The organism is Cellulosimicrobium sp. JZ28 (assembly GCF_015327065.1).
GTDB lineage: Bacteria > Actinomycetota > Actinomycetes > Actinomycetales > Cellulomonadaceae > Cellulosimicrobium > Cellulosimicrobium funkei.
This window is the reverse complement of the sequence record NZ_CP017660.1, coordinates 1715966-1735901: the sequence shown is the minus strand read 5'-3', so window position 1 is coordinate 1735901 and position 19936 is coordinate 1715966. Positions and strand designations below refer to the sequence as shown.

20 protein-coding genes and 1 pseudogene are annotated in these 19936 nt (G+C 75.0%); 10 read left to right on the top strand and 11 right to left on the bottom strand.

Annotation, left to right across the window (positions count from 1 at the left end):
• The first annotated feature begins 8 nt into the window (after positions 1 to 8).
• Positions 9 to 752: a hypothetical protein gene (locus tag BJP59_RS07995; protein ID WP_194522643.1), complete on the top strand. Its 744-nt coding sequence runs from the start codon at positions 9 to 11 to the stop codon at positions 750 to 752.
• Positions 753 to 778: 26 nt separating this feature from the next.
• Here the strand turns inward: BJP59_RS07995 and BJP59_RS07990 are convergent, their stop codons facing one another.
• Positions 779 to 1219 (bottom strand): pyridoxamine 5'-phosphate oxidase family protein, encoded by a 441-nt coding sequence (locus tag BJP59_RS07990; RefSeq protein WP_228485338.1) that lies wholly within the window; start codon positions 1217 to 1219, stop codon positions 779 to 781.
• Between the two features lie 110 nt (positions 1220 to 1329).
• Here BJP59_RS07990 and BJP59_RS07985 point away from each other — a divergent pair.
• Together BJP59_RS07985 and BJP59_RS07980 are read left to right on the top strand one after the other, a co-directional pair.
• Positions 1330 to 1794 (top strand): annotated as a pseudogene (locus BJP59_RS07985) (class I SAM-dependent DNA methyltransferase); the annotation flags it as partial.
• 58 nt (positions 1795 to 1852) lie between these two features.
• A complete protein-coding gene (locus tag BJP59_RS07980; RefSeq protein WP_194522641.1) occupies positions 1853 to 2326 on the top strand; it encodes a hypothetical protein in 474 nt (157 codons plus the stop codon).
• Between the two features lie 30 nt (positions 2327 to 2356).
• Here BJP59_RS07980 and BJP59_RS07975 read toward each other — a convergent pair whose 3' ends face one another.
• Positions 2357 to 3115: a DinB family protein gene (locus BJP59_RS07975; protein WP_194522640.1), complete on the bottom strand. Its 759-nt coding sequence runs from the start codon at positions 3113 to 3115 to the stop codon at positions 2357 to 2359.
• Between the two features lie 262 nt (positions 3116 to 3377).
• Here BJP59_RS07975 and BJP59_RS07970 point away from each other — a divergent pair, with 262 nt between their 5' ends.
• Complete coding sequence (locus BJP59_RS07970) at positions 3378 to 3902, top strand: putative immunity protein (protein WP_194522639.1); 525 nt, start codon at positions 3378 to 3380, stop codon at positions 3900 to 3902.
• A gap of 46 nt (positions 3903 to 3948) precedes the next feature.
• Here BJP59_RS07970 and BJP59_RS07965 read toward each other — a convergent pair whose 3' ends face one another.
• A complete protein-coding gene (locus BJP59_RS07965; protein ID WP_194522638.1) occupies positions 3949 to 4371 on the bottom strand; it encodes a hypothetical protein in 423 nt (140 codons plus the stop codon).
• 278 nt (positions 4372 to 4649) lie between these two features.
• Complete coding sequence (locus tag BJP59_RS07960) at positions 4650 to 5042, bottom strand: DUF7660 family protein (RefSeq protein ID WP_194522637.1); 393 nt, start codon at positions 5040 to 5042, stop codon at positions 4650 to 4652.
• Between the two features lie 174 nt (positions 5043 to 5216).
• Here BJP59_RS07960 and BJP59_RS07955 point away from each other — a divergent pair, with 174 nt between their 5' ends.
• From BJP59_RS07955 to BJP59_RS07930, 6 genes are all read left to right on the top strand, one after another.
• Positions 5217 to 5696 carry a hypothetical protein gene (locus BJP59_RS07955; RefSeq protein WP_194522636.1) on the top strand — a complete coding sequence of 160 codons (480 nt, stop codon included), beginning with the start codon at positions 5217 to 5219 and terminating at the stop codon, positions 5694 to 5696.
• A 243-nt stretch (positions 5697 to 5939) separates the two neighbouring features.
• Positions 5940 to 6647: a histidine phosphatase family protein gene (locus BJP59_RS07950; RefSeq protein ID WP_228485337.1), complete on the top strand. Its 708-nt coding sequence runs from the start codon at positions 5940 to 5942 to the stop codon at positions 6645 to 6647.
• A 103-nt stretch (positions 6648 to 6750) separates the two neighbouring features.
• On the top strand, positions 6751 to 7812 hold the full coding sequence (locus BJP59_RS07945; protein WP_194522635.1) for a tyrosine-type recombinase/integrase: 1062 nt from the start codon (positions 6751 to 6753) through the stop codon (positions 7810 to 7812).
• A 70-nt stretch (positions 7813 to 7882) separates the two neighbouring features.
• Complete coding sequence (locus tag BJP59_RS07940) at positions 7883 to 9511, top strand: PQQ-binding-like beta-propeller repeat protein (RefSeq protein ID WP_194522634.1); 1629 nt, start codon at positions 7883 to 7885, stop codon at positions 9509 to 9511.
• Positions 9498 to 9767 carry a DUF7218 family protein gene (locus tag BJP59_RS07935; protein WP_034656177.1) on the top strand — a complete coding sequence of 90 codons (270 nt, stop codon included), beginning with the start codon at positions 9498 to 9500 and terminating at the stop codon, positions 9765 to 9767. The genes BJP59_RS07940 and BJP59_RS07935 overlap by 14 nt, the downstream gene beginning before the upstream one ends.
• 129 nt (positions 9768 to 9896) lie before the next feature.
• The gene (locus BJP59_RS07930) at positions 9897 to 11144 is read left to right on the top strand and encodes a phospholipase D-like domain-containing protein (RefSeq protein WP_206154171.1); all 1248 of its coding nucleotides are present in this window, start codon (positions 9897 to 9899) and stop codon (positions 11142 to 11144) included.
• A gap of 57 nt (positions 11145 to 11201) precedes the next feature.
• On the opposite strand, the gene BJP59_RS07925 is transcribed toward BJP59_RS07930, so the two are convergent.
• The 7 genes from BJP59_RS07925 to BJP59_RS07895 form a co-directional block, all read right to left on the bottom strand.
• Positions 11202 to 12044 carry an MBL fold metallo-hydrolase gene (locus BJP59_RS07925; protein WP_076404879.1) on the bottom strand — a complete coding sequence of 281 codons (843 nt, stop codon included), beginning with the start codon at positions 12042 to 12044 and terminating at the stop codon, positions 11202 to 11204.
• A gap of 51 nt (positions 12045 to 12095) precedes the next feature.
• A complete protein-coding gene (locus BJP59_RS07920; RefSeq protein ID WP_194522633.1) occupies positions 12096 to 15494 on the bottom strand; it encodes a pyruvate carboxylase in 3399 nt (1132 codons plus the stop codon).
• Positions 15495 to 15681: 187 nt separating this feature from the next.
• On the bottom strand, positions 15682 to 16272 hold the full coding sequence (locus BJP59_RS07915) for a MerR family transcriptional regulator (RefSeq protein ID WP_021482353.1): 591 nt from the start codon (positions 16270 to 16272) through the stop codon (positions 15682 to 15684).
• 212 nt (positions 16273 to 16484) lie between these two features.
• Positions 16485 to 16958: a bifunctional nuclease family protein gene (locus tag BJP59_RS07910; RefSeq protein ID WP_024839673.1), complete on the bottom strand. Its 474-nt coding sequence runs from the start codon at positions 16956 to 16958 to the stop codon at positions 16485 to 16487.
• Positions 16959 to 17082: 124 nt separating this feature from the next.
• Positions 17083 to 17838 carry a transcriptional regulator FtsR gene (gene ftsR, locus BJP59_RS07905; RefSeq protein WP_194522987.1) on the bottom strand — a complete coding sequence of 252 codons (756 nt, stop codon included), beginning with the start codon at positions 17836 to 17838 and terminating at the stop codon, positions 17083 to 17085.
• A gap of 2 nt (positions 17839 to 17840) precedes the next feature.
• Positions 17841 to 18323 (bottom strand): FHA domain-containing protein, encoded by a 483-nt coding sequence (locus tag BJP59_RS07900; protein WP_021483194.1) that lies wholly within the window; start codon positions 18321 to 18323, stop codon positions 17841 to 17843.
• 176 nt (positions 18324 to 18499) lie between these two features.
• Positions 18500 to 19936, bottom strand: coding sequence for a DUF881 domain-containing protein (locus BJP59_RS07895; RefSeq protein WP_194522632.1), 1437 nt, complete (start codon positions 19934 to 19936; stop codon positions 18500 to 18502).

Below are 19936 nucleotides of genomic sequence, written 5' to 3'. Positions count from 1 at the left end.
GGAGCACCATGAGCCGCAGCACCACCGAGGACCAGGCCGCGCGACCCGGCGTCCCGGAACCGGCCACGCGCCCCGCCGCCCCGCAGACCCTCGCCGTCCCCGTCGTCGAGGCCCTCGCCGACCACGCGCCCCGCCCCGACCAGGACGTCGCGGCCCCACCCCGGCGCCGCCCCGTCGGCATCGTCCGGGCACCGCAGCCCACCCCCGACGCCGCCCGGTTCACCGCCGCACCCCGGTACCCCGCCATGTTCCACGTCGCCGGGGGTCGCCTCGTGTGGGACGGCACCCGCCTGCGCCTCGTGCGCGGCGACGACACCGTCCTGCAACCCGCCGGGCGGCCCGTCGTCACCGTCACCGGCGACGGCCCCACCGTGGCCGTCACCTGGCGCGACGACCAGCACCCCACCGCCCGCGCCACGCGCGCCGTCCTCCTCGAGGGCTCCTCCGCACGGTTCGCGCGCTTCGCCCGCTCGCTCGCCGCCACCCGCCCCGGCGCCATCGAGCTCGACGACCGCACCGTGCCCTCCGCCCGCGTCCCGCACCTGCGCCCCGACCACGCCGGGACCACCCGCCGACCCGGCGTGTTCACCCGCGCCCTGTGGCGCGTCGTCGGGCGCGCCACTACCGACCCGGCACCCACCGGCAGGGGAGCGGACCTCGTCACCCGGCTCGAACGCCTCGCCGCCCTCCACCGCGCCGGAGACCTCACCGACACCGAGTACGCCCGCGCCAAGCAGGCCCTTCTCGACTGACCGGCCCGACCCGACGGGGGACTACGTCAGTCCCCGGCCAGGCCCCACCCGGACACGTCGACCTCCGTCATCACCGACCGGCCGTCACGGAAGTCTCCGTACCGCGCCCAGGCCAGGGTCACCCGCAGCAGCACGATGCCGTCGTCCAGCAACGACCCCGCGAACTGCGGGTACGCCGCCGCGTACGCCGCGGCGCAGCGCCGCCGGTCCGCACCGGACGGGACGTCCGCGACGCCCTCGCACTGCACGGTCGTCCCGTCCGTCCCGCCGACCGTCACGGCGACGCGCGGGTCCCGGGCCACGTTCGCCACCTTGCGGGACGACGCGCGCGCGTCGAACACCAGCTCACCCGCGTCCGTCGCCGCCACCGCGAGGAACGCCGCCTGCGGGCCACCGTCGTGACCGAGGGACGCCACGACCCCCCACCCCTGAGAACGGACGAAGCCGACGAACGCCGCACGATCCATGCCGACACCGTAGCGCCCGGTATCGCCCGAGCAGAGACACCGAGGACACCGAAGACCCCACGACCCGAAATCGCTGGACCGCCGGGCACAGCGCCTGACACCGTCGCACGATGACGGACTCCCGCACCGACCACGCCGGCACCGACCAGGAACGCCTCTGGGACGCCGACGCCGCCGCGCGGTACGACACCCCCGGCGAGGGCATGTTCGCCCCCGACACCCTCGACCCCGCCGTGGACCGGCTCGCGGCGCTCGCGGGCCAGGGGAGCGCGGTCGAGCTCGCGGTCGGCACGGGCCGGGTCGCGATCCCGCTCGCCGCGCGCGGCGTGCCCGTGACCGGCATCGAGATCTCCCGGCACATGGTCGCCCGGCTGCGCGAGAAGGCCGACGAGACGACCCTCCCCGTCGTCGTCGGCGACATGGCCACCGCGAGGGTGCCGGGGGAGCACACGCTCGTCTACCTCGTGGACAACACGATCTCCAACCTGCTCACCCAGGACGCCCAGGTCGAGTGCTTCCGCAACGCCGCACGTCATCTCGCCCCAGGAGGTCGGTTCGTCGTCGAGCTCTGGGTACGTGTCCGTGTACCGGCGCCCACCCCGACCAGCCCTCGCGACGTGATATCCATCCTCGATGGACCTGTCCCGCCGCCGGACCCGACCCGTGCTCCTCGTCGGCGCCGCGCTCCTGGCCCTCGCCGCCTGCTCCGGGCCCGTGACACCCCAGGACCTCGTCACCCGCCTCGCCGACCCAGCCACCCCCGACGACGCCCTCGTCGACACGATGACGCCCGACGAGATGGACCCCACCTCCGCGCGACGCCTCGGCGAGCTCGACGGCGCCACCTTCTACGCCGGGTCGGGCACCCGCGACGGGCAGGACGTCGTCTGCCTCGTCACCCTCGTCCACGGCGACACCCCGGACGACGACGCCGGAGCCTCCACCTGCGGCCTCGTCACCGACCTCGACGACGGCCACCTCCGCCTGGAGTACGGCGACGCCCAGACCCTCGTCACCGCCACCCTCGTCCCCGACGGGCTCTCCACCGACCCCGACCTCACCCGGCTCACCCCCAACCTCGCCGCCCAGGTGACACGCACCACCTGACCCCACGCACCACAGCCGGAACGCCCGCGCTCACCCCGCCAACGACGCCTCGACCACAGCCAGGTCCCGCACCGCGAACCGGTGGTGCTCCCACTCCTCCTCCAGGATCACGTGCACGCACGACAACGTCGTCTCCGGATACTCCGGCGACCACGGGTTGCGACGCACCACCCCCAACGACTCCGGCGTCACCCCCGCCAGGAAGTCCCGCACCATCGCCACCCGGCCCGCCCGCGCCTCCAGCACGTCGCCGAACGACGGCGTCCCCACAGCGAACAGCGACAGGTCCAACCCGTCCTCCGCCGCCTGCGGGCCCGGCTGCCCCAGAGGATGGAACGGCTGCTCCACCCCCAGCACCGCGCGCCCCAGCCACGCGTCCGTCGCCAGCACCAGGTGCCGCACCGTCTGCGCGAACGACCACTCACCGTCCACCGACACGTCCACGGCGCTCGCGGGCAACGCCGCCACCCGCTCCAGCGTCGTCGCCCACGTGGACTCCAGCGCCGCCCACGCCACCCGCAGACCCTCCGGATCCGCCGCCCGCCGCAGCTCCCGGCCCGGGAAGCGCCGGTCCAGCTCCGCCTCCACGAACCCCCGCACGTCCACCCCGTTCACCAGCACCGGAGCATCGCCGTCCGACAACCACGGCGCGTCGACGTCCAGACCCTCCACCTGCGCACCCCGCACCACGACCCCGGACAGGTCCGGCTCCACGAACCGCGCACCCCGCAGGTCCACACCCTCGAACGTCGCACCCCGCAGATCGTCAGAACGGGTGAACCGGACCATGAGCGCCTCCTCGCGAACGGCCCGCCCGCCACGACCCGCCAGACCCGGGGGAGAGGACCCGTCGCGCCGACGACACGGCACGAGGGTCCCGGCCCGGGGGAGAGGCGCCAGCACCTCCCGGACGGACGACGAACGGGGACGTTCGCACCGTACGCCGCCCGACCCGCGGCCCACCAGAGCGACTCCGGCCACCGGCCCCACGACCTGGCCCACGCGCCCCCAGGGCTGGTGCCCCGACACCGGGCCGGGGGAGCATCGCACCATGCCGATCCTGCCCACCGAACGAGACCCCCGCCTCGTCACGATCCGACGCGGAGGCACCCTCACCGACGAGCACCACCACCAGATCGCCCGGTGGGCCGTCGACTGCGCCGAGCACGTCCTGCCGATCTTCGAACGCGCACGACCCGACGACACCCGACCCCGGGACGCCCTCGACGTCGCCCGCGCCTGGATCCGCGGCGACGTCCCCATGAAGACCGCCCACACCACCGCCTTCATCGCCAACGCCGCCGGCCGCGACCAGGCCGCACCCGTCAAGTACGCGGCGCTCGCGGCCGGCCAGGCCGTCGCCGTGGCGCACGTCGCCGCCCACGGGCTGGGCGCGGCGGCGTACGCGATCCGCGCGGCCGCCGCGGACGCCGCAGCACGGGGGGAGGACGCCGAGGCGGCGCGCCTCGCGGAACGGGATCGGCAGCGCGATCGCATCCCGGCCGGGCTGCGCGAGCTCGTGCTCGACGACCAGCGGCGTCGCAGCGCGATCTGCTGGCACGTGTTCGACGACTGACCCCGGGCCCGGCTCGGACGGGGCGACCAACGAGCGCCCGGGCGCCTCAGCCCAGGAGGTCCTCGTACGCGACGAGGGGGATGCGACCATCCGCCGCGGCGGCGACCTGCTCGTCACCGGCCACGAGGACGTCGGCCTGGAGCGTCGCGACGGCGACGTACTCGGCGACGGCCGTGTCGTCGGCGTCGAGCTCGCGCGCGAGGCGGAACGCCGTCGCGCGCGAGACGCGGTCACCGAGCAGGCGGATCCGCAGGGAGGCGACACCCTCGAGACGCTCGCGCGCCGTCTTCTCGTCGAGGGCGCCGCGGCGCACGTCCTGGTACAGCATCGAGAGCGCGTGGCTGCGCAGGACGGACGGCCCGACGAGCGGGCGGCGCGTCCCGAGGGTCACGTCGTCGAGCACGAGACGCAGCGCGGTGACCGCGTCGATCGCGCAGCGGGTGGACGGTTCGAGGCCGGCGGATCCCATGGGGCCAGTACACACCCGAAAACCCGCAGGACGCCGTCGAAAGGTCGCGGTGCTCGGGGCTCTCGGCCGCACCTCTGCTCGACGAGGGCGCCGGGGGAGTAGTTGGCACCGTCGCGCCTCACGTGCCTGTTGCGTCCCGTGGAACGACCCTCGGCGACCTGCTCGTCTAGGTCAGCAGCGTGCCAAGGCCAGGGAAAGTCGTTCGTGAGGTCCTGGAACCGCCCGGCAACGCGATGGGCTAAACGGATGTCCGGGCGCGCGCGTGAGGCAACGTGTCTTCATTCGTGCGTCGCAGCAGCGCGCAGGGCATCGTCGACGACCGCCCACCCGTTGGGAGGTGTGGTCCTGCGGTCGGCATCGTTGCGGTAGTACGCGTCTGAGCTCTCGAGCCAGCGCGCGAGCGCCTCGAGGTACTCGTGGAGGGAACGGTTGCTCCAAGGCTCGTCGGCAGCTGCGGCGGTCGCCAAGGCTCGGGCCGTCGCGATGACCGTCCGCCGGCCGGAGCCGTTCGCCTCAGAGGGGCAGCCAGCCAGTCCGCAGCTTTCGTCGACGTCAAAGTCCTGGTGCTCGAACTCGTAGTGGAAGCAGACGTAGTGCATCCGCTCGAACGTCTCGTACTCGGCCGCGCCGACGCGCACGCTTCGATGGCACCGGCGGCACACGAACTCCATGCGGCGATGATGTCAGAGGAAACCGTCGACAGGCTCCGGACCGTGCTGGCAGGAGCCTGTCGATCCATGGATAACACTCACCATCACGGCGCCGATAATGTACATTATGTCATTTCACGGGAAGGAAGCGTCCTCCAGCGCATCACGAGGCGCCCTGGTGGGCTCCCCTTCGTCATGAGCACGACGACGTACGCACCGCAGCTTCTCGCCCCGGCCGCCCACAACGCCGACCGCCGAGCGGCTCGCCGCGCCGTGCGATCCCTGCATCGTGCGTCGCGGTCCGGTATCGGCGCGTCCGTCGCACCGGCGCCCCCGAAATCCGTCGCGGCATCTTCGGGCGCGCCGACCTCGGTGTTCACGGCCGCCGCACCGGACGCCCGTCGGTCTGGACGCGTCCTGACGACGTGCGCGACGCTCGCCTGGCTGCCGGTGCTCGTGCTGACCGTCCTGGCGTTCCTGCTGGTCGGCGCCATCGGCGGCCTCGCGGCGGCCGGCGTGTGGACCTGGCGCACGGTGTCCCCCGTGCAGGCCCGGCCCACGAACGATGCCGACCAGCGTGCCGACCGGCCGTCGTCCGCGAGCTCGCCACAACCCGTCGCAGCGCCGGGCAGCCGCCGGGTGGTTCGGGACCGCACCATCGGCTACGATGCCTAGAATCGGACATAGACCCCAAACCATTGTGTTTAGGTCAACACCATGGTGACGCACAAGTGCCCGCGGTGACCGCGCATCAGGTCGTCCGCCGCTTCCCGGGTCGCTCTCCGGCTGTCGGGTGCGCCGGGAGCCATTGGTCCCCCGCTCCAGGCGAGGCTCCCCGTGCGCCGCGGTGCACACCGTCCACCACGACGCTCCCCTCGCCACCGCCGTCCTGCCGGCCGTGTGTGCCACCCTGTCCCGGTGCCCGACGCTCCCCGACCGCTCCTCGCTCCCCCGCTGCCCGACCTCGTCGGTGTGCGCGAACGCACCGTGCACGTCGTGACGCACCCGGAGGCGACGCACCACGTCGACGGACTCGTCGGCGGCCAGCACGACTCCGACCTCACGCCCGCCGGGCAACGGCAGGCGCACCTCGTCGCGGCGGCGCTGCGCGCGCGTGTCCCGGCCGGTGGGAGCACGGACGTCGTCACGTCCGACCTCCTGCGCACGCGCCGCACCGCGACCGCGGTCGCCGACGCGCTCGGCGCGGCGGTGCGCCTCGACCCGCGGCTGCGCGAGGCGTCCTACGGCGAGGCCGGCGGTCGCCCCCAGGCGTGGCTCGACGCACGGTTCGTCCCGCCGCCCGCCACGGGCGACCGCCTGCGGCACGACGTCGGTGTCGCCGGCGCCGAGACCCGCCTCGACGTCGCGCTGCGCGTGTACGCGGCGACGACGGACCTCCTGCGGCGGGACGTGGACCACCAGGTCGTCGTGACGCACGGGTTCGCCGCCACGTTCGTCGTCGCGGCCTGGATCGGCATGCCCGTCGACGCCGCGGGGCACGTCGCCTTCCCGGTGCCCTCGGGCAGCATCACGACGCTGCGCGAGGACGGCTACTTCCACAACCGCGCCGTCGTCGCCCTGGGCGACGTCGCGCACCTCGCCCCGGGCACCGGGGCGCGCGGCTGACGACGACGAGCACGTCCGCGCAGGTCAGAGCGCCGCGAGCGGGCAGTGCTGTGGGTGGCGCGTCCTAGGCTGACGGCGACCCGTCCCCCAGGAGGCCCGCACCATGGTCGCCCCGCCCCGCCTCGAGCGGATCACCGTCGCCGAGGCAGCCGACCGCTACCTCGCGTCCGTCGCCGCGCAGACCCTGCGCGGCATCCTGTCCCCCACGACGCGCCGCAGCTACGAGCGGGACGTCGCGGAGTTCGCGCGCCTCGCGGGACCCGCGCGCGTCCTGGACGACGTCACGGGCGAGGACGTCGACGACGTGCTGCTGCGTTACCAGACCACGCCCGACGGCCGGTACGCCGACGCGTCGCGCAAGCCGGGCAGCACGGGCCGCTCGGCAGCGACGGTGAACCGGTTCCGGCAGTCGGTGACGCGCTTCTTCGCGCATGCCACGCGCGAGGGCTGGGTGCAGGCCGACCCGATGCAGTGGGCCGCTCCCCCGGCCCGCCTGCGCGACGGGCTGCGCGTCGCGCGCACCGCGCTGTCCGCGGGCTCGGCGGCGTCGCTGCTCGAGGTGTCCGCCGCCCGCGCACCCGGGGAGCCCGCCGTCTCGCGCCGCGACCAGGACCTCCAGCTCCGTGACCGCCTCGTCGTCGCGCTCCTCCTCGTCCTCGGCCCGCGCGTGTCCGAGCTCGAGCGCGCGAACCTCGACGACTTCTCCCGCGAACCGGACCAGACGCGATGGCGCATCCAGGGCAAGGGTGGCCACGTCCGCACCGTCACGCTGTCTCCCCCGCTCGCGGACGCGCTCGAGGAGTACCTCGCGCGCCTGCGCCCGACGCTCCTCGCCCGCCGGCCCGACGACCCGGACGCCCAGCGCGCGCTCCTGCTGTCGTGGCGGGGCCGCCGGATCGACGCCCAGGCCGTGCGCGGGCTGCTGCGGCGCTGCGTCGAACGCATGCCCGCGCAGTACCGTCGCGAGGCGACCCCGCACGCGCTGCGCCACACGACCGCGACGCTGCTCGCCGCGGAGGGCTGGGACGTCAAGGTCGTCGCGGAGCTCCTCGGCCACGCGTCCATCGCGACCACCGGCGTCTACCTCGACCGCATCGAGGGCGAGCTGGCGGCCGCGATCCGGGCCCACCCGCTCTCCGCGGCGCTCGAACCCAGCGAGGCCTGACCGGCCCACCACGCAGGCGGCGACCTCGGGGGCGCTGACACCCGGCCGGGCGGGGCGTAGCGTCGCAGGCATGGCCCCGCTCCACCGGGTGGAGCTCGTCCCCGACGACGAGCCCGCGCCGGGCGGGCGCGGCACACCCGCGGAGGGGGCACCCGGGCGCGCGGCCCCTGCCCGACGACGCACCCTCCTCGCGCGCGTCGGAGCGCCCCTGCTCGCGCTCGCCGTCGCGCTCGGCGCCATCGGCTCGTGGCGCGCCTCGACGGCGGAGCAGGCCCGCCTCTCCCACCCCGGCGCCGTCCGCTCGCTCGCCGTGCCCCCGACCCCCGCCTGGTCCGCGGACGCCGCCGCCCCGCGCGTCGCCGTCGTCGACGACGTGGTCGTCACGGTCACCGCCGCCGGGGTCGAGGGGCGCGACGCCGCCTCGGGCGCCCGGCGCTGGCTCGCTCTCGACGCCACCGCCACGTGCGGACCGACCCCCGACGAGTCGGCGGGACCGGTGACCGAGGCGCTCGTGTGCGTGACGGGACCCGCGCTCGCCCCGGTCGCGCACGTCGTCGGCCCGGACGGCCCAGTGACCGGCCCGGTGCCGCTGGGCGACACGCTCGGCCGCGCGGTCCCCGCGCCCGACGGGACCGTGCTGCGGTGGGCCCGCACCGGAGGGGTCGTGCACCTCGCGCTCCAGGACGCCCGCACGGCGCGCGTGCGCTGGCGGCACGACGTACCGCCCGACGACGCGGAACGCACCCCGATGTGCCGGCCCCAGGTCGCCGGGCAGGCCGCCGCCACCGTCGAGGACGGCCTGCTCGTCGTGCGGGGATGTCGCGTCAGCGCCGTCCTCACCGCCGCGGGTACCCGCATCGACGCCCCCGGCCCGGCCGTCACGACCGACGTCGTCCCGCTGCCCGACGGGACGTTCCTGCGCACCCGCGTGCTGCCGCCCGGGCGCGAGGCGACGACCGAGCTCGTCGCCCCGGACGCGGCGGTGCTCGCCGCCGTCGACGGTCGGCTCCTGCGGCCGCTCGTCGGCCCCGAGGACGACGCTGCCCCCTGGCTGGTCGCCACCGCCGACGGTGTGCGCGCCCTCGCGGCCGCGGACGGCTCCGGCGACGGGCTGCGCGAGCGGTGGCGGCTCGCGCAGCCCGTCGCCCAGGTCGTCGCGCTCGCCGCCGACCGCGCCGTCGTCGTCACCGGTGAGCGCGTCGTCGCCCTGGACGCGCGCTCGGGCGAGCCCGTGTGGTCGTGGCCGCGCAGCTCCCCCGCCGGTCGCCCTGCCGCGCCGGGCGTCGGCACGGCGCCCGCGGGCACCGCCACGACGGCGGACGACGGCCCGGGCACCACGGGCGCCCGGGTCGATCTCACCCGTGGCGTCGCGGCCGCGTTCACCGACGGCGCCACGCTCGCCCTGGTCGTCCCCGACGGCTCGTCACGGCGCTCGCGGACGGTCGCCCTCTCGCTCGAGGACGGGGACGTGCGCTGGGACGTCGTCGGCGACGGCGACCCGTCGGGGTTCACCGCCCTGGCGGGGTACGTGGGGCACGTGGACGCAGGGTCGTCGCGCGTCGTCGTGCTGGAGCGTCGTCCGCGCGGGAGGACTCGTCCGCGTGCGAGACCGTGCCGGCGGCGAGAGCCTGTCGGGAGACCGGCGCTGCCGTCCGGGCCGCCGGACCGAGGTGAAGGAGGCCGTCGTGCCGAAGCGTGACCCGGGTCCGAGCGTGAAGGACCCCGACCTGTACGAGAAGCTGCGGGACGAGGGCGACTCGAAGGAGAAGGCGGCCCGCATCGCGAACGCCGCGGCGGGCTCGTCGCGCTCGAGCGTGGGCCGCAAGGGCGGCAAGGCCGGCGACTACGAGGACTGGACCGTCGAGAAGCTGCGCAAGCGCGCCGCCGAGATCGGCATCGAGGGCCGGTCCTCCATGCGCAAGGCGGAGCTGGTCCGCGCGCTGCGCTCGCACTGAGGACGCGCCGAGGACGGGCCGAGGACGGGCCGGGACGCGCCGGGGACGGGCCCGTGCGGGATCTCACCCGCGGCGCGACCGTCTTCCGGTCGCGCCCGGGGTGCCGCCCGCTACGGTGAGTGCGTGCACCTGTCCGCCGACTCCGCCCTGCGCACCGCCCGCCGTCTGCTCTCCCGTGCGCTCGTGGTCGCCGTCGCGGCACCCGTGACGGTCGCGGGCGTGCTCGTCACCGCGGACGCGATCCGCAAGCGCCGCAACGCCACCGAGGCCTCGTTCCCGCGCTCGGCCCCCGCCGACGTCGAGGTCGCGGGCACCACGACGACCGTCTTCACGTACGGCGAGGACGTGTACCGGGAGATGCTCGGCGCGATCCGCGGCGCACGGCGCCGCATCCTGCTCGAGACGTACATCTGGAAGGCCGACGCGCTCGGCGAGGAGTTCAAGCAGGCGCTCGTCGAGGCGAGCGAGCGCGGCGTCGAGGTGTTCGTCGTGTACGACGGCTTCGCGAACCTCGTCGTCCCCCAGGCGTTCTTCGACCTGCCCGAGCCGATCCACGTCATCCGGTACCCGGTGTTCCGCCCGGGCGTGCTCATGCTCAACGTGCGCAAGTCCGGCCGCGACCACCGCAAGATCCTCGTCGTCGACGACGAGATCGCGTTCGTCGGCGGGTACAACATCGGCGCCCTGTACGCGACGCAGTGGCGCGACACGCACGTGCGCCTCGTGGGGCCGAGCGCGTGGGAGCTGCGCAACGCGTTCGTCGACTTCTGGAACGCGAACCGCGCTTCGGACCAGCCGCTGCTCGCCGACCCGGGATCGGTGCACTGGGAGCCGCGGCTGCGCGCGGCCCGCAACGCGCCGGCGCACCTGGTGTTCCCGATCCGCGGGATCTACCTCGACGCGATCGACCGCGCGAGCTCGCACGTCTACATCACGCAGGCGTACTTCATCCCCGACCGGGAGATCCTGGCCGCGCTGCTCGCGGCCGCGGCGCGCGGCGTCGACGTGCGGGTCCTCGTGCCCGAGCGCTCGAACCACGTGCTCGCGGACTGGCTGTCGCGCGGTCTGTACACGGCTCTGCTCAAGGGCGGGGTCCGCATCCACCTGTACCGCAACGCCATGGTGCACGCGAAGACCGCGACCATCGACGGCGCGTGGACCACGATCGGCACGGCGAACATCGACCGGCTTTCCCTCACGGGGAACTACGAGGTGAACCTCGAGATCACGGACCCGGGGGTGGCCGAGCAGATGGAGAAGGTCTTCGAGGTCGACCTGTCGAACTCGCGCGAGCTGACGCTCGACGAGTGGGACTCGCGCTCGGTGGCGGCGAAGCTCAGCGAGGTCGTCCTCACTCCCCTGCGCCCGCTGCTGTAGCAGCGCCGCCGTCGTCGCCGTCCTTCGGGCGACGACGACGGCGGGCGGGTCCGCGGCTCAGCGGGCCGGGTCGGAGCGCAGCACGTCGGCCGCCTCCTCCTCCGGTCGCGGCGGCACGGTCTCGTCGGTCTCGAGCAGCGCGACCTCCCCGAACTCGGGGTGCTCGTCGCGCAGCTCGCGCGCGACGGCGTCCGCCGCGCCGTCCAGGGCGCCCGCGGCGACGTCGATCGACTCCCCGGTCGTCAACGGCCGGTACTCGTACGTCCCGCCGGTGCGCTGCTCGCCCAGGAGCCGGTTCACGAGGCCGTGCCCGACGTCCGACAGCAGCGCGTCGTGCACCGGGACCACGACCCGCGGGTCGAGCGCGCGCACGAAGTCGATCGTCTCGGCGAGCTTGAGCCACGGCGCCGAGACGGGCGCGAGCAGCACGTCGAGCCGCCGTCCGCCCAGCACGCCCGCGTCCGGGGCGTCGAACGAGTCGCCCGGGTGCAGGAGCGTCGCTCCGTCCCCGCGCACGAGGTACGTGACGTTCGCGATCCGCGGGACGTCCGGGTGGATCACCGCGTGCCGGCCGCCGCCCACCACGACCTCGAGACCGCCCAGGTCCAGGCCGTCCCCCGGCGCGACGACGTGCACGCGCGACGCCGCGCCGTCGGGCAGCGCGGGACGCACCGCGGCGGCCACCTCCTCGGGCGCCCACACCGTGAGCTCCGGCCGGGCCGCGAGGGCGTCACCGAGGGCGCCGGTGTCCACGTGGTCGGGGTGCTGGTGGGTGAGGAGCACCGTGCCGGCGTCCGCCAGCGCGGCCGCGGCGTCGCTGAACGTGCCGGGGTCGATGGCGACGACCTGACCGCCGTGGCGCACCGTGACGCACGCGTGCCCGTGGAACGTGACCTGCATGGAACCTCCTCGAGTCGTCCTTGCCCGCCCCGCCCGTGCGGGACCGGCCCCTCAGCCCACCACGAGGACGAGGTCGCCGCCCTCCAGCTGCTGCACCGCGCCGATCGCGACCCGCTGGACCGTGCCCGCGACGGGCGTCGTGATCGCCGCCTCCATCTTCATCGCCTCGACGGTCGCGACCGTCTGCCCTGCCTCGACGACGTCGCCCACGACGACGACCGGCGTCACGGCACCCGCGAACGGCGCCGCGACCTGGCCGGGCTGGGTCGGGTCCGCCTTCTCGGCGGTGCGCGCGTCCACGTCCACCGCGCGGTCGCGCACCTGGATCGGGCGCAGCTGGCCGTTGAGGGTGAACATCACCGTGCGCATCCCGCGCTCGTCGGGCGTGCCGATCGCCTCGAGGCCCACGAGCAGGCGCACGCCCTTGCCGAGCGCGACCGCGACCTCCTGGCCCGGCTCCAGCCCGTACAGGTACGTGGGGGTGTCGAGCACCGACACGTCCCCGTACGCCTGCCGCACCTGCTCGAACTCCCTCGTCGGCCCCGCGAAGAGCAGGTGGTTGAGCCGACGACGGCGCACCTCGCCCTCCTGCGCGAGCTCCGCCTCGTCCTCGGCCGAGAGCGGCGTGACCCCGGCGCGCGCCGCACGGCCGGCGAGCGCGCGCGACCGGAACGGCTCCGGCCAGCCACCGGGCGGGTCGCCCAGCTCGCCGCCCAGGAACCCGACCACGGAGTCCGGGATGTCGAACGACTGCGGGTCCGCCGCGAACTCCGCCGGGTCCGCGCCCGCCGCCACGAGGTGCAGCGCGAGGTCGCCCACGACCTTCGACGACGGCGTCACCTTCACCAGCCGCCCCAGGATCCGGTCCGCGGCCGCGTACATCGCCTCGATCTGCTCGAACCGGTCCCCCAGGCCCAGCGCGATCGCCTGCTGACGCAGGTTCGACAGCTGACCGCCCGGGATCTCGTGCTCGTACACGCGCCCCGTCGGCCCGGGCAGGCCCGACTCGAACGGCGCGTACACGCGGCGCACCGCCTCCCAGTACGGCTCGAGGTCCGCGACCGCCGCCAGCGACAGCCCGGTGTCGCGCTCGGTATGCTCCAGCGCGGCGACCAGCGCCGACAGCGGCGGCTGGCTCGTCGTCCCCGCCATCGCGGCGCTCGCGGCGTCGACCGCGTCGACGCCCGCCGCGGCGGCGGCGAGCAGCGTGGCCATCTGCCCGCCGGACGTGTCGTGGGTGTGCAGGTGCACCGGCAGGTCGAACCGTTCGCGCAGCGCGGTCACGAGCCGGCTCGCGGCGGCGGGGCGCAGCAGCCCGGCCATGTCCTTGATCGCGAGGACGTGCGCACCGGCGTCGACGATGCGGTCCGCGAGGCGCAGGTAGTAGTCGAGCGTGTACAGGTCCTCGGCCGGGTCGAGCAGGTTGCCCGTGTAGCACAGCGCGACCTCCGCGACCGTCGTGCCGGTCGCGCGCACGGCCTCGATCGCGGGACGCATCTGGTCGACGTCGTTGAGCGCGTCGAAGATGCGGAACACGTCGATGCCCGTCGCCGCGGCCTCCTCGACGAACGCCTCGGTGACGCGCGTCGGGTACGGCGTGTACCCGACCGTGTTGCGCCCGCGCAGCAGCATCTGGATCGCGAGGTTCGGCATCGCGGCACGCAGGGTCGCGAGCCGCTCCCACGGGTCCTCCCCGAGGAAGCGCAGCGCGACGTCGTACGTCGCCCCGCCCCACGCCTCGACCGACCACAGCTGCGGCGTCGCCCGCGCCACGTACGGCGCGACGGCCGCCAGGTCGTGCGTGCGCACGCGCGTCGCGAGCAGCGACTGGTGCGCGTCGCGGAACGTCGTGTCCGTGACACGCAGCCGCTGCTCGCCCCGCAGCGCCCGCGCGAAGCCCTCCGGGCCGAGCTCGAGGAGCTGCTGGCGCGACCCGGGCGGGGGCGCGACCGTCAGGTCGAACGGCGGCAGCTTCGCCGCCGGGTCGCTCGTGACCCGCGGCTCCCCGTGCGGCCGGTTGACGGTGGTGTCCCCCACGTACGCGAGCAGGCGCGTGCCCCGGTCCGCGCTCTCGCGCGCGGCGAGCAGCTCGGGCCGCTCGTCGATGAACGACGTCGCCACGTTGCCCGCGACGAACTCCGGGTCGGCGAGCACCGCCTGCAGGAACGGGATGTTCGTCCGGATCCCGCGGATGCGGAACTCCGCCAGCGCACGACGCGCGCGCCGCACCGCCGTCGGGAAGTCCCGCCCCCGGCACGTGAGCTTCACCAGCATCGAGTCGAAGTGGCCCGACACGACCGACCCCGCCGTCGCCGTCGCCCCGTCGAGCCGGACGCCCGCCCCGCCCGGGGACCGATAGGCGATGATCCGGCCCGTGTCGGGACGGAACCCGTTCGCCGGGTCCTCCGTCGTGATCCGGGTCTGCAGGGCCGCGCCGTTGACGCGCACGTCCTCCTGCCGGATGCCCAGGTCGTCCAGCGTCTCGCCCGCCGCGATCCGCATCTGCGCGGACACGAGGTCGACGTCCGTGACCTCCTCGGTCACCGTGTGCTCCACCTGGATGCGCGGGTTCATCTCGATGAACACGTGCTGCCCCGCACGCTCGCCCACCGTGTCGACGAGGAACTCGACCGTACCCGCGTTCTGGTAGCCGATGTGCCGCGCGAACCGCACCGCGTCCGCGCACAGCGCGTCCCGGACCGCCGGGTCGAGGTTCGGCGCCGGCGCGATCTCGATGACCTTCTGGTGACGACGCTGCAACGAGCAGTCCCGCTCGTACAGGTGCACGACGTTCCCCGCGCCGTCCGCCAGGATCTGCACCTCGATGTGCCGCGGCCGCAGCACCGCCTGCTCCAGGAACACCGTCGGGTCCCCGAACGCGCCGTCCGCCTCGCGCATCGCCGCCGCCAGCGCCTCGGGCAGGTCCTCGCGCACGTCGACGCGCCGCATCCCGCGACCGCCACCGCCCGCGACGGCCTTGACGAACACCGGGAACCCGATCTCGTCCGCGGCCGCGACGAGCTCGTCGACGTCCGCCGACGGCTCGCTCGACGCGAGCACCGGCAGGCCCGCCTCACGCGCCGCCTTGAGCGCCCGCACCTTGTTGCCCGCGAGCTCGAGCACCTCCGGCGGCGGCCCGACGAACGTCAGCCCCGCCTCCGCGCACGCCCGCGCCAGGTCGGGGTTCTCCGAGAGAAACCCGTACCCCGGGTAGACGGCGTCCGCGCCCGCCTCCCGGGCGACGCGCACGATCTCCTCGATGTCCAGGTACGCCCGCACCGGGTGGCCGGGCTCCCCGATGAGGTACGCCTCGTCGGCCTTGAGCCGGTGCTCGGAGTTGCGGTCCTCCTGCGGGAACACCGCGACGGTGCGGGCCCCCAGCTCGTAGGCGGCGCGGAACGCCCTGACGGCGATCTCCGCGCGGTTGGCGACCAGGACCTTCGAGAACACCGGCACTCCATCCGTCGAGCGTGGCGGCGTCGTCGGGCCGGGGAGGGCGCCACGCACCGCGTACCGGGCGATCCTCCCACGGCGTCGCCGGACGGGTCACCGCACCCGCTGTGACGAGGTCCACACGCCTCGCGGGGGTGCGCCGGCGCTCGCGGACGGTCCGCCCGCGGTCCGCCCGGGCGTGGGGTCAGCCCGCTGTGCGGGCCTGACGGCGCTGGGCGAGCTCGTCCTGCGGGCTCGTCGCGGTGCCGTCCTCGTCCTCGAGGGACTCGGTCGGCAGCTCGGCGAGCGTGCCCTCGACCTCGCGCCACACGCGCCCGACGGCGATCCCGAACACGCCCTGGCCGCCCTGGACGAGGTCCACGACCTCGTCGGGCGAGGTGCACTCGTAGACGCTCGCGCCGTCGCTCATGAGGGTGATCTGCGCCAGGTCGTCCACGCCGCGCTCGCGCAGGTGCTCGACGGCCGTGCGGATCTGCTGGAGCGACACCCCGGTGTCGAGCAGGCGCTTGACGACCTTGAGCACGAGGATGTCGCGGAAGCTGTACAGGCGGTGCGAGCCCGACCCGGACGCCGGGCGGACGGTGGGCTCGACGAGACCGGTGCGGGCCCAGTAGTCGAGCTGGCGGTACGTGATGCCTGCCGCGCGGCACGCCGTCGGGCCGCGGTAGCCGGTCGTGGTGTCCTGCTCGGTGATGTCCTCCCCGAAGAGGAGGCCCTGCGCGCCCTGCGGAACTGCCGCGCCGACACCGACGCTCGCCTCACCGCTGCTGTTCACTGTCGCCTCCTGGGGTGATGTCACGACCAAACTATGGGCGTCGTCGGGGGCCGTCAACGACCGACGCCTCGGCGTGCGGGCGTGTCGCGCCCGCCACGTCGTCGCGTCGACCGCTGAACCCTCGACCTGAGGTCGAAGGTCTGTCTTGTCCGGTGTGTCCAGAAGCTTCGACCGCGACCCGAGGGTCGGGCCGCCACGCACCGGGACCGCTCCTACTCGTCCACCGAGAAGTCCTCGGGCTGGACGTGGTCGAGGAAGTCGCGGAACTTCTCGACCTCCTCCTGCTGCGCGACGTCGACGACCTCGACGCCCGCCGTCGCCACGACCTCCGCCGAGCACAGCACCGGGCTCCCGGTGCGCACCGCGACGGCGATCGCGTCCGACGCGCGCGAGTCGAGCCGCACGCCGTTGCTGAGCACGAGCTCGGCGAAGAAGATGCCGCCGTCGAGGGCGACGATCTCCGCCCGCTCGAGCCGCACGCCCACCGCGTCGAGCAGGTCCCGCAGCAGGTCGTGCGTCATGGGCCGCGGCGTGGGCAGCCCTGCCTGCGCCATGGCGATCGCGCTCGCCTCCCGCGGGCCGATGACGATCGGCACCACGAGCTCGGACGCGTCGTCGAGCAGCAGCACCACGATCTCCTGGTCGCGCTGCTGCTGACGGACCCCCAGCACCTCCACCGGGACCATCGGGACGTCGTCGCTCACTCCACCACCGTACGACTCCGCCCGGCATCCGGCAGGGGGTGCGCACCGGGCGTGGGCGCGACACGCGGAGGGCGTCGCGGGAGGTGCGGCGGGATGGGTGCGGGCGTCAGCGCGTGAGGTCGTCGACGCCCTGGCGCACGAACACGGTGTGCAGCTGCGCGCACAGCTCGCCGACCTCGGACGCGACGGTGCCGGCGTGGGCGCGCGCGGACGGGCTCTGCTGGCCGCGCCACGGCGAGACGACCTGCTGCACGAGGCTCACGTGGCGGTCGGCGGCGGTGCGCAGGGAGCGCAGGTGGCGGGGCTCGATGCCGTAGTCCGCGAGGCCGGCGGCGAGCACGACGACGTCGAGCGAGCGCGCGTCGAGCTGCCCGCCCGGCGCCTGGCGGAGCACGCCGGCCTCGATGAGGCCCTCGACGAGCTCGCGCTCGACCCCGGCGGCGGAGACGAGCGCGTCGACGGTGTAGCGCTGGCGGACGGCGGCCGACCCGGGCTCGCCGTCGGTGGTCGCGAGGCGGGGGGCGAGCGTCTCGGCGTCGGTCCCGGCGTCGAGCGCGGCGAGGCGGTCCTTGATGACCTTCAGCGGCAGGTAGCGGTCCCGCTGCTCGACGAGCACGAAGCGCAGGCGCTCGACGTCGGCGGGGCTGTACTGGCGGTAGCCCGACGCGGTCCGCACCGGCTCGATGAGGCCCTGCTCCTCAAGGAAGCGCAGCTTGGAGTGGCTGACGTGGGGGAACTCGGCCCGCAGCGCGCGCAGCACGTCGGAGATGCGCATGGTCGCGCGGCGCGAGATCCCCTGGGGCCACGGTTCGGGTCCCTCCGTGGGCTCCGGGGCCGTGGCGTGCGCGGCGCCGGTCGGCATGTTCACGACGGGGAGGCCGCGCCGCCCGCCGACGCCGCCGCGTGCGGGCTGGCGTGGAACGTGAGCCGGTACTTGCCGATCTGGACCTCGTCGCCCGTGCCGAGCGCGACCGCGTCGATCCGGCTGCGGTTCACGTAGGTGCCGTTGAGGGACCCGACGTCGCGCACGACGAAGTGCTCGCCCTCGCGCACGAACTCGGCGTGCTTGCGCGACACGGTGACGTCGTCGAGGAAGATGTCGGCGTGCTCGGAGCGCCCGGCGACGGTGCGTTCGGCGTCGAGGAGGAAGCGCGAGCCCTGGCCGGGGCCGCGCTGCATGATGAGCAGGGCCGAGTGGCGGGGCAGGGCGGCGACGGCGGCGTGCTCCTCGGGGCTCAGGCCCCCGGGCTGCACGCCCTCCTCGATCGGGGCCTCGATCCGGCCGAAGCTGACCGTCGTGTCGCTGGTCGCCCGGTTCGGCACCTCAGGACCGCCTGGGACACTCATCACGCCTCCTCGGGGCTCACGCACGTCGTGCTCGAGCTCGGAAACCGCACCGAGGGACGAGCCCCCGGGGTGCGGGAAACTGGTGCTCGAAAACTACTACACCTGCAGGTCACGCGGTGCGTGCGACCCTCGGTCGTCCCAACCTACCCCGGCCCGTGGGCCTGCGGGAAGCCGGTTCACTCGTCGGCGGGGACGGGGGTCGCGTACCGGGGTGCGCGGGGCTCGACGGTCGCGGTGACCTCGGCCCGGTCCTGCTGGGTGACGGTGGTGCGCGCGCCGTCGGCCCGCAGCGACGCCATGGCGCCGCCCGGGATCTCGAGCGCGGTCTCGAGCGTCGACGGGTCGCCGATCGCGGTCCACCGGTACGGGGACGAGATCACCTGCCCGTCGACGACGACGCCGTCGGAGGTGTCCTCGAAGTAGCTGCTCGCGACGAGTCGGACGCCGTTGACCTCCATGGCCTCGGCGCCCGCGTTGCGCAGCTCCTCCAGCACGTTGAACAGCCCGAACGCCTTGAGCGGTTCGGCACCCTCGACGACCTCGATCTCGACGCCCGGGCCCTCGGCGGGGAGCCGGCCCGAGAGGATGCCGAGCGTCTCGGCCTGCTGCTCGGCGAGCTCGAGCGCGGCGCGCTCGCGGCCGGAGCCGGACTGCAGCTCGTCGCGGGTGGCCTCGAGCGAGGACACCTGCTCCTCGAGCTCGCCGGAGCGCTGGGTGACGTCGTCGAGCAGGCGCACGAGGTCGCTCTGGCGCAGGGAGGACAGCTGGTCCTCCTGCGTCTGGCTCACCTGGACGACGAGCGCGAAGCCGAGCAGCGCGCACAGGACGCCGACCATGACCTGGGAGCGCGACGCGCGCGGGCGCATCGCCCGACCGAGGCCGCGCAGCCCGCGCGGCTCGGGCTGGGTGGGGGTGCCGTGGCGCCCGACGGCGGCCGTCGCCCCGGTGACCGGGTCCGGCTCGGCGGTGAGCGCGGTCTCGGCGTCCTGCTCGCGCGCCGCGGCTTCCGGGGTGGTCGTCGCGTCCGACGTCGCGTCGGTCGTCGCGCCCGGCGTCGGGAGGTCCGGCGCAGTGGGGGCGGGACGCGCGTCGCCGGGCTGGTCGGTGCGGTCGTCGGGTGCGGGGCGCTCCCCCGCTGCTGCGGCGTCGCCCGGGACGACGGGGTCGCTCGGCTCGGTCGTGCTCGGGGCGCTGGTGTCCGGGTCGCTCGGCGCGGGCGTGTCGGTCGGTGCGGCACCGGTCGGGGTCGTGCGGGCCGCGGTGGTGCCGTCGTCCTCGGGGTGGCCGGTGGTGACCGTGGTCTCGTCGCCGGCGGCCGGCGCGTCGCTCGGCGTCGTGGGGTCGCCGGGGACCGCTGCGGGGTCGTCCGGGTCGTCGTGGGGCGCGCCGGACGGCGCACCCGGGCCCGGGCCGGTCTCGACGGGGGTGGTGGCGTCCTCGTCGGAGTCGTCGGTGCGGGGCGGGACGTGCTCCGTGTCGCGCGCGTCGTCGTCGGTCCCGGGCTCGGTGCCGGGGACGGCGGGGGTGCCGACGGCGGCGTCGTCACCGTCCGCGGGCGTGGTGGGGTGCTCGGGCCGGTCGCCCGGAGCCTGGTCGCGGGGGTCGCGGCTCAT

Excerpts from the sequence above, each read along its gene's own strand:
- BJP59_RS07970 (WP_194522639.1), top strand. The coding sequence starts at position 3,378 with ATGCCGATCCTGCCCACCGAACGAGACCCCCGCCTCGTCACGATCCGA.
- ftsR (WP_194522987.1), bottom strand. The coding sequence starts at position 17,838 with ATGCCGACCGGCGCCGCGCACGCCACGGCCCCGGAGCCCACGGAGGGA.
- BJP59_RS07925 (WP_076404879.1), bottom strand. The coding sequence starts at position 12,044 with ATGCAGGTCACGTTCCACGGGCACGCGTGCGTCACGGTGCGCCACGGC.
- BJP59_RS07995 (WP_194522643.1), top strand. The coding sequence starts at position 9 with ATGAGCCGCAGCACCACCGAGGACCAGGCCGCGCGACCCGGCGTCCCG.
- BJP59_RS07980 (WP_194522641.1), top strand. The coding sequence starts at position 1,853 with ATGGACCTGTCCCGCCGCCGGACCCGACCCGTGCTCCTCGTCGGCGCC.
- BJP59_RS07975 (WP_194522640.1), bottom strand. The coding sequence starts at position 3,115 with ATGGTCCGGTTCACCCGTTCTGACGATCTGCGGGGTGCGACGTTCGAG.
- BJP59_RS07960 (WP_194522637.1), bottom strand. The coding sequence starts at position 5,042 with ATGGAGTTCGTGTGCCGCCGGTGCCATCGAAGCGTGCGCGTCGGCGCG.
- BJP59_RS07900 (WP_021483194.1), bottom strand. The coding sequence starts at position 18,323 with ATGAGTGTCCCAGGCGGTCCTGAGGTGCCGAACCGGGCGACCAGCGAC.
- BJP59_RS07945 (WP_194522635.1), top strand. The coding sequence starts at position 6,751 with ATGGTCGCCCCGCCCCGCCTCGAGCGGATCACCGTCGCCGAGGCAGCC.
- BJP59_RS07990 (WP_228485338.1), bottom strand. The coding sequence starts at position 1,219 with ATGGATCGTGCGGCGTTCGTCGGCTTCGTCCGTTCTCAGGGGTGGGGG.
- BJP59_RS07955 (WP_194522636.1), top strand. The coding sequence starts at position 5,217 with ATGAGCACGACGACGTACGCACCGCAGCTTCTCGCCCCGGCCGCCCAC.
- BJP59_RS07965 (WP_194522638.1), bottom strand. The coding sequence starts at position 4,371 with ATGGGATCCGCCGGCCTCGAACCGTCCACCCGCTGCGCGATCGACGCG.
- BJP59_RS07910 (WP_024839673.1), bottom strand. The coding sequence starts at position 16,958 with ATGGTCCCGGTGGAGGTGCTGGGGGTCCGTCAGCAGCAGCGCGACCAG.
- BJP59_RS07895 (WP_194522632.1), bottom strand. The coding sequence starts at position 19,936 with ATGAGCCGCGACCCCCGCGACCAGGCTCCGGGCGACCGGCCCGAGCAC.
- BJP59_RS07940 (WP_194522634.1), top strand. The coding sequence starts at position 7,883 with ATGGCCCCGCTCCACCGGGTGGAGCTCGTCCCCGACGACGAGCCCGCG.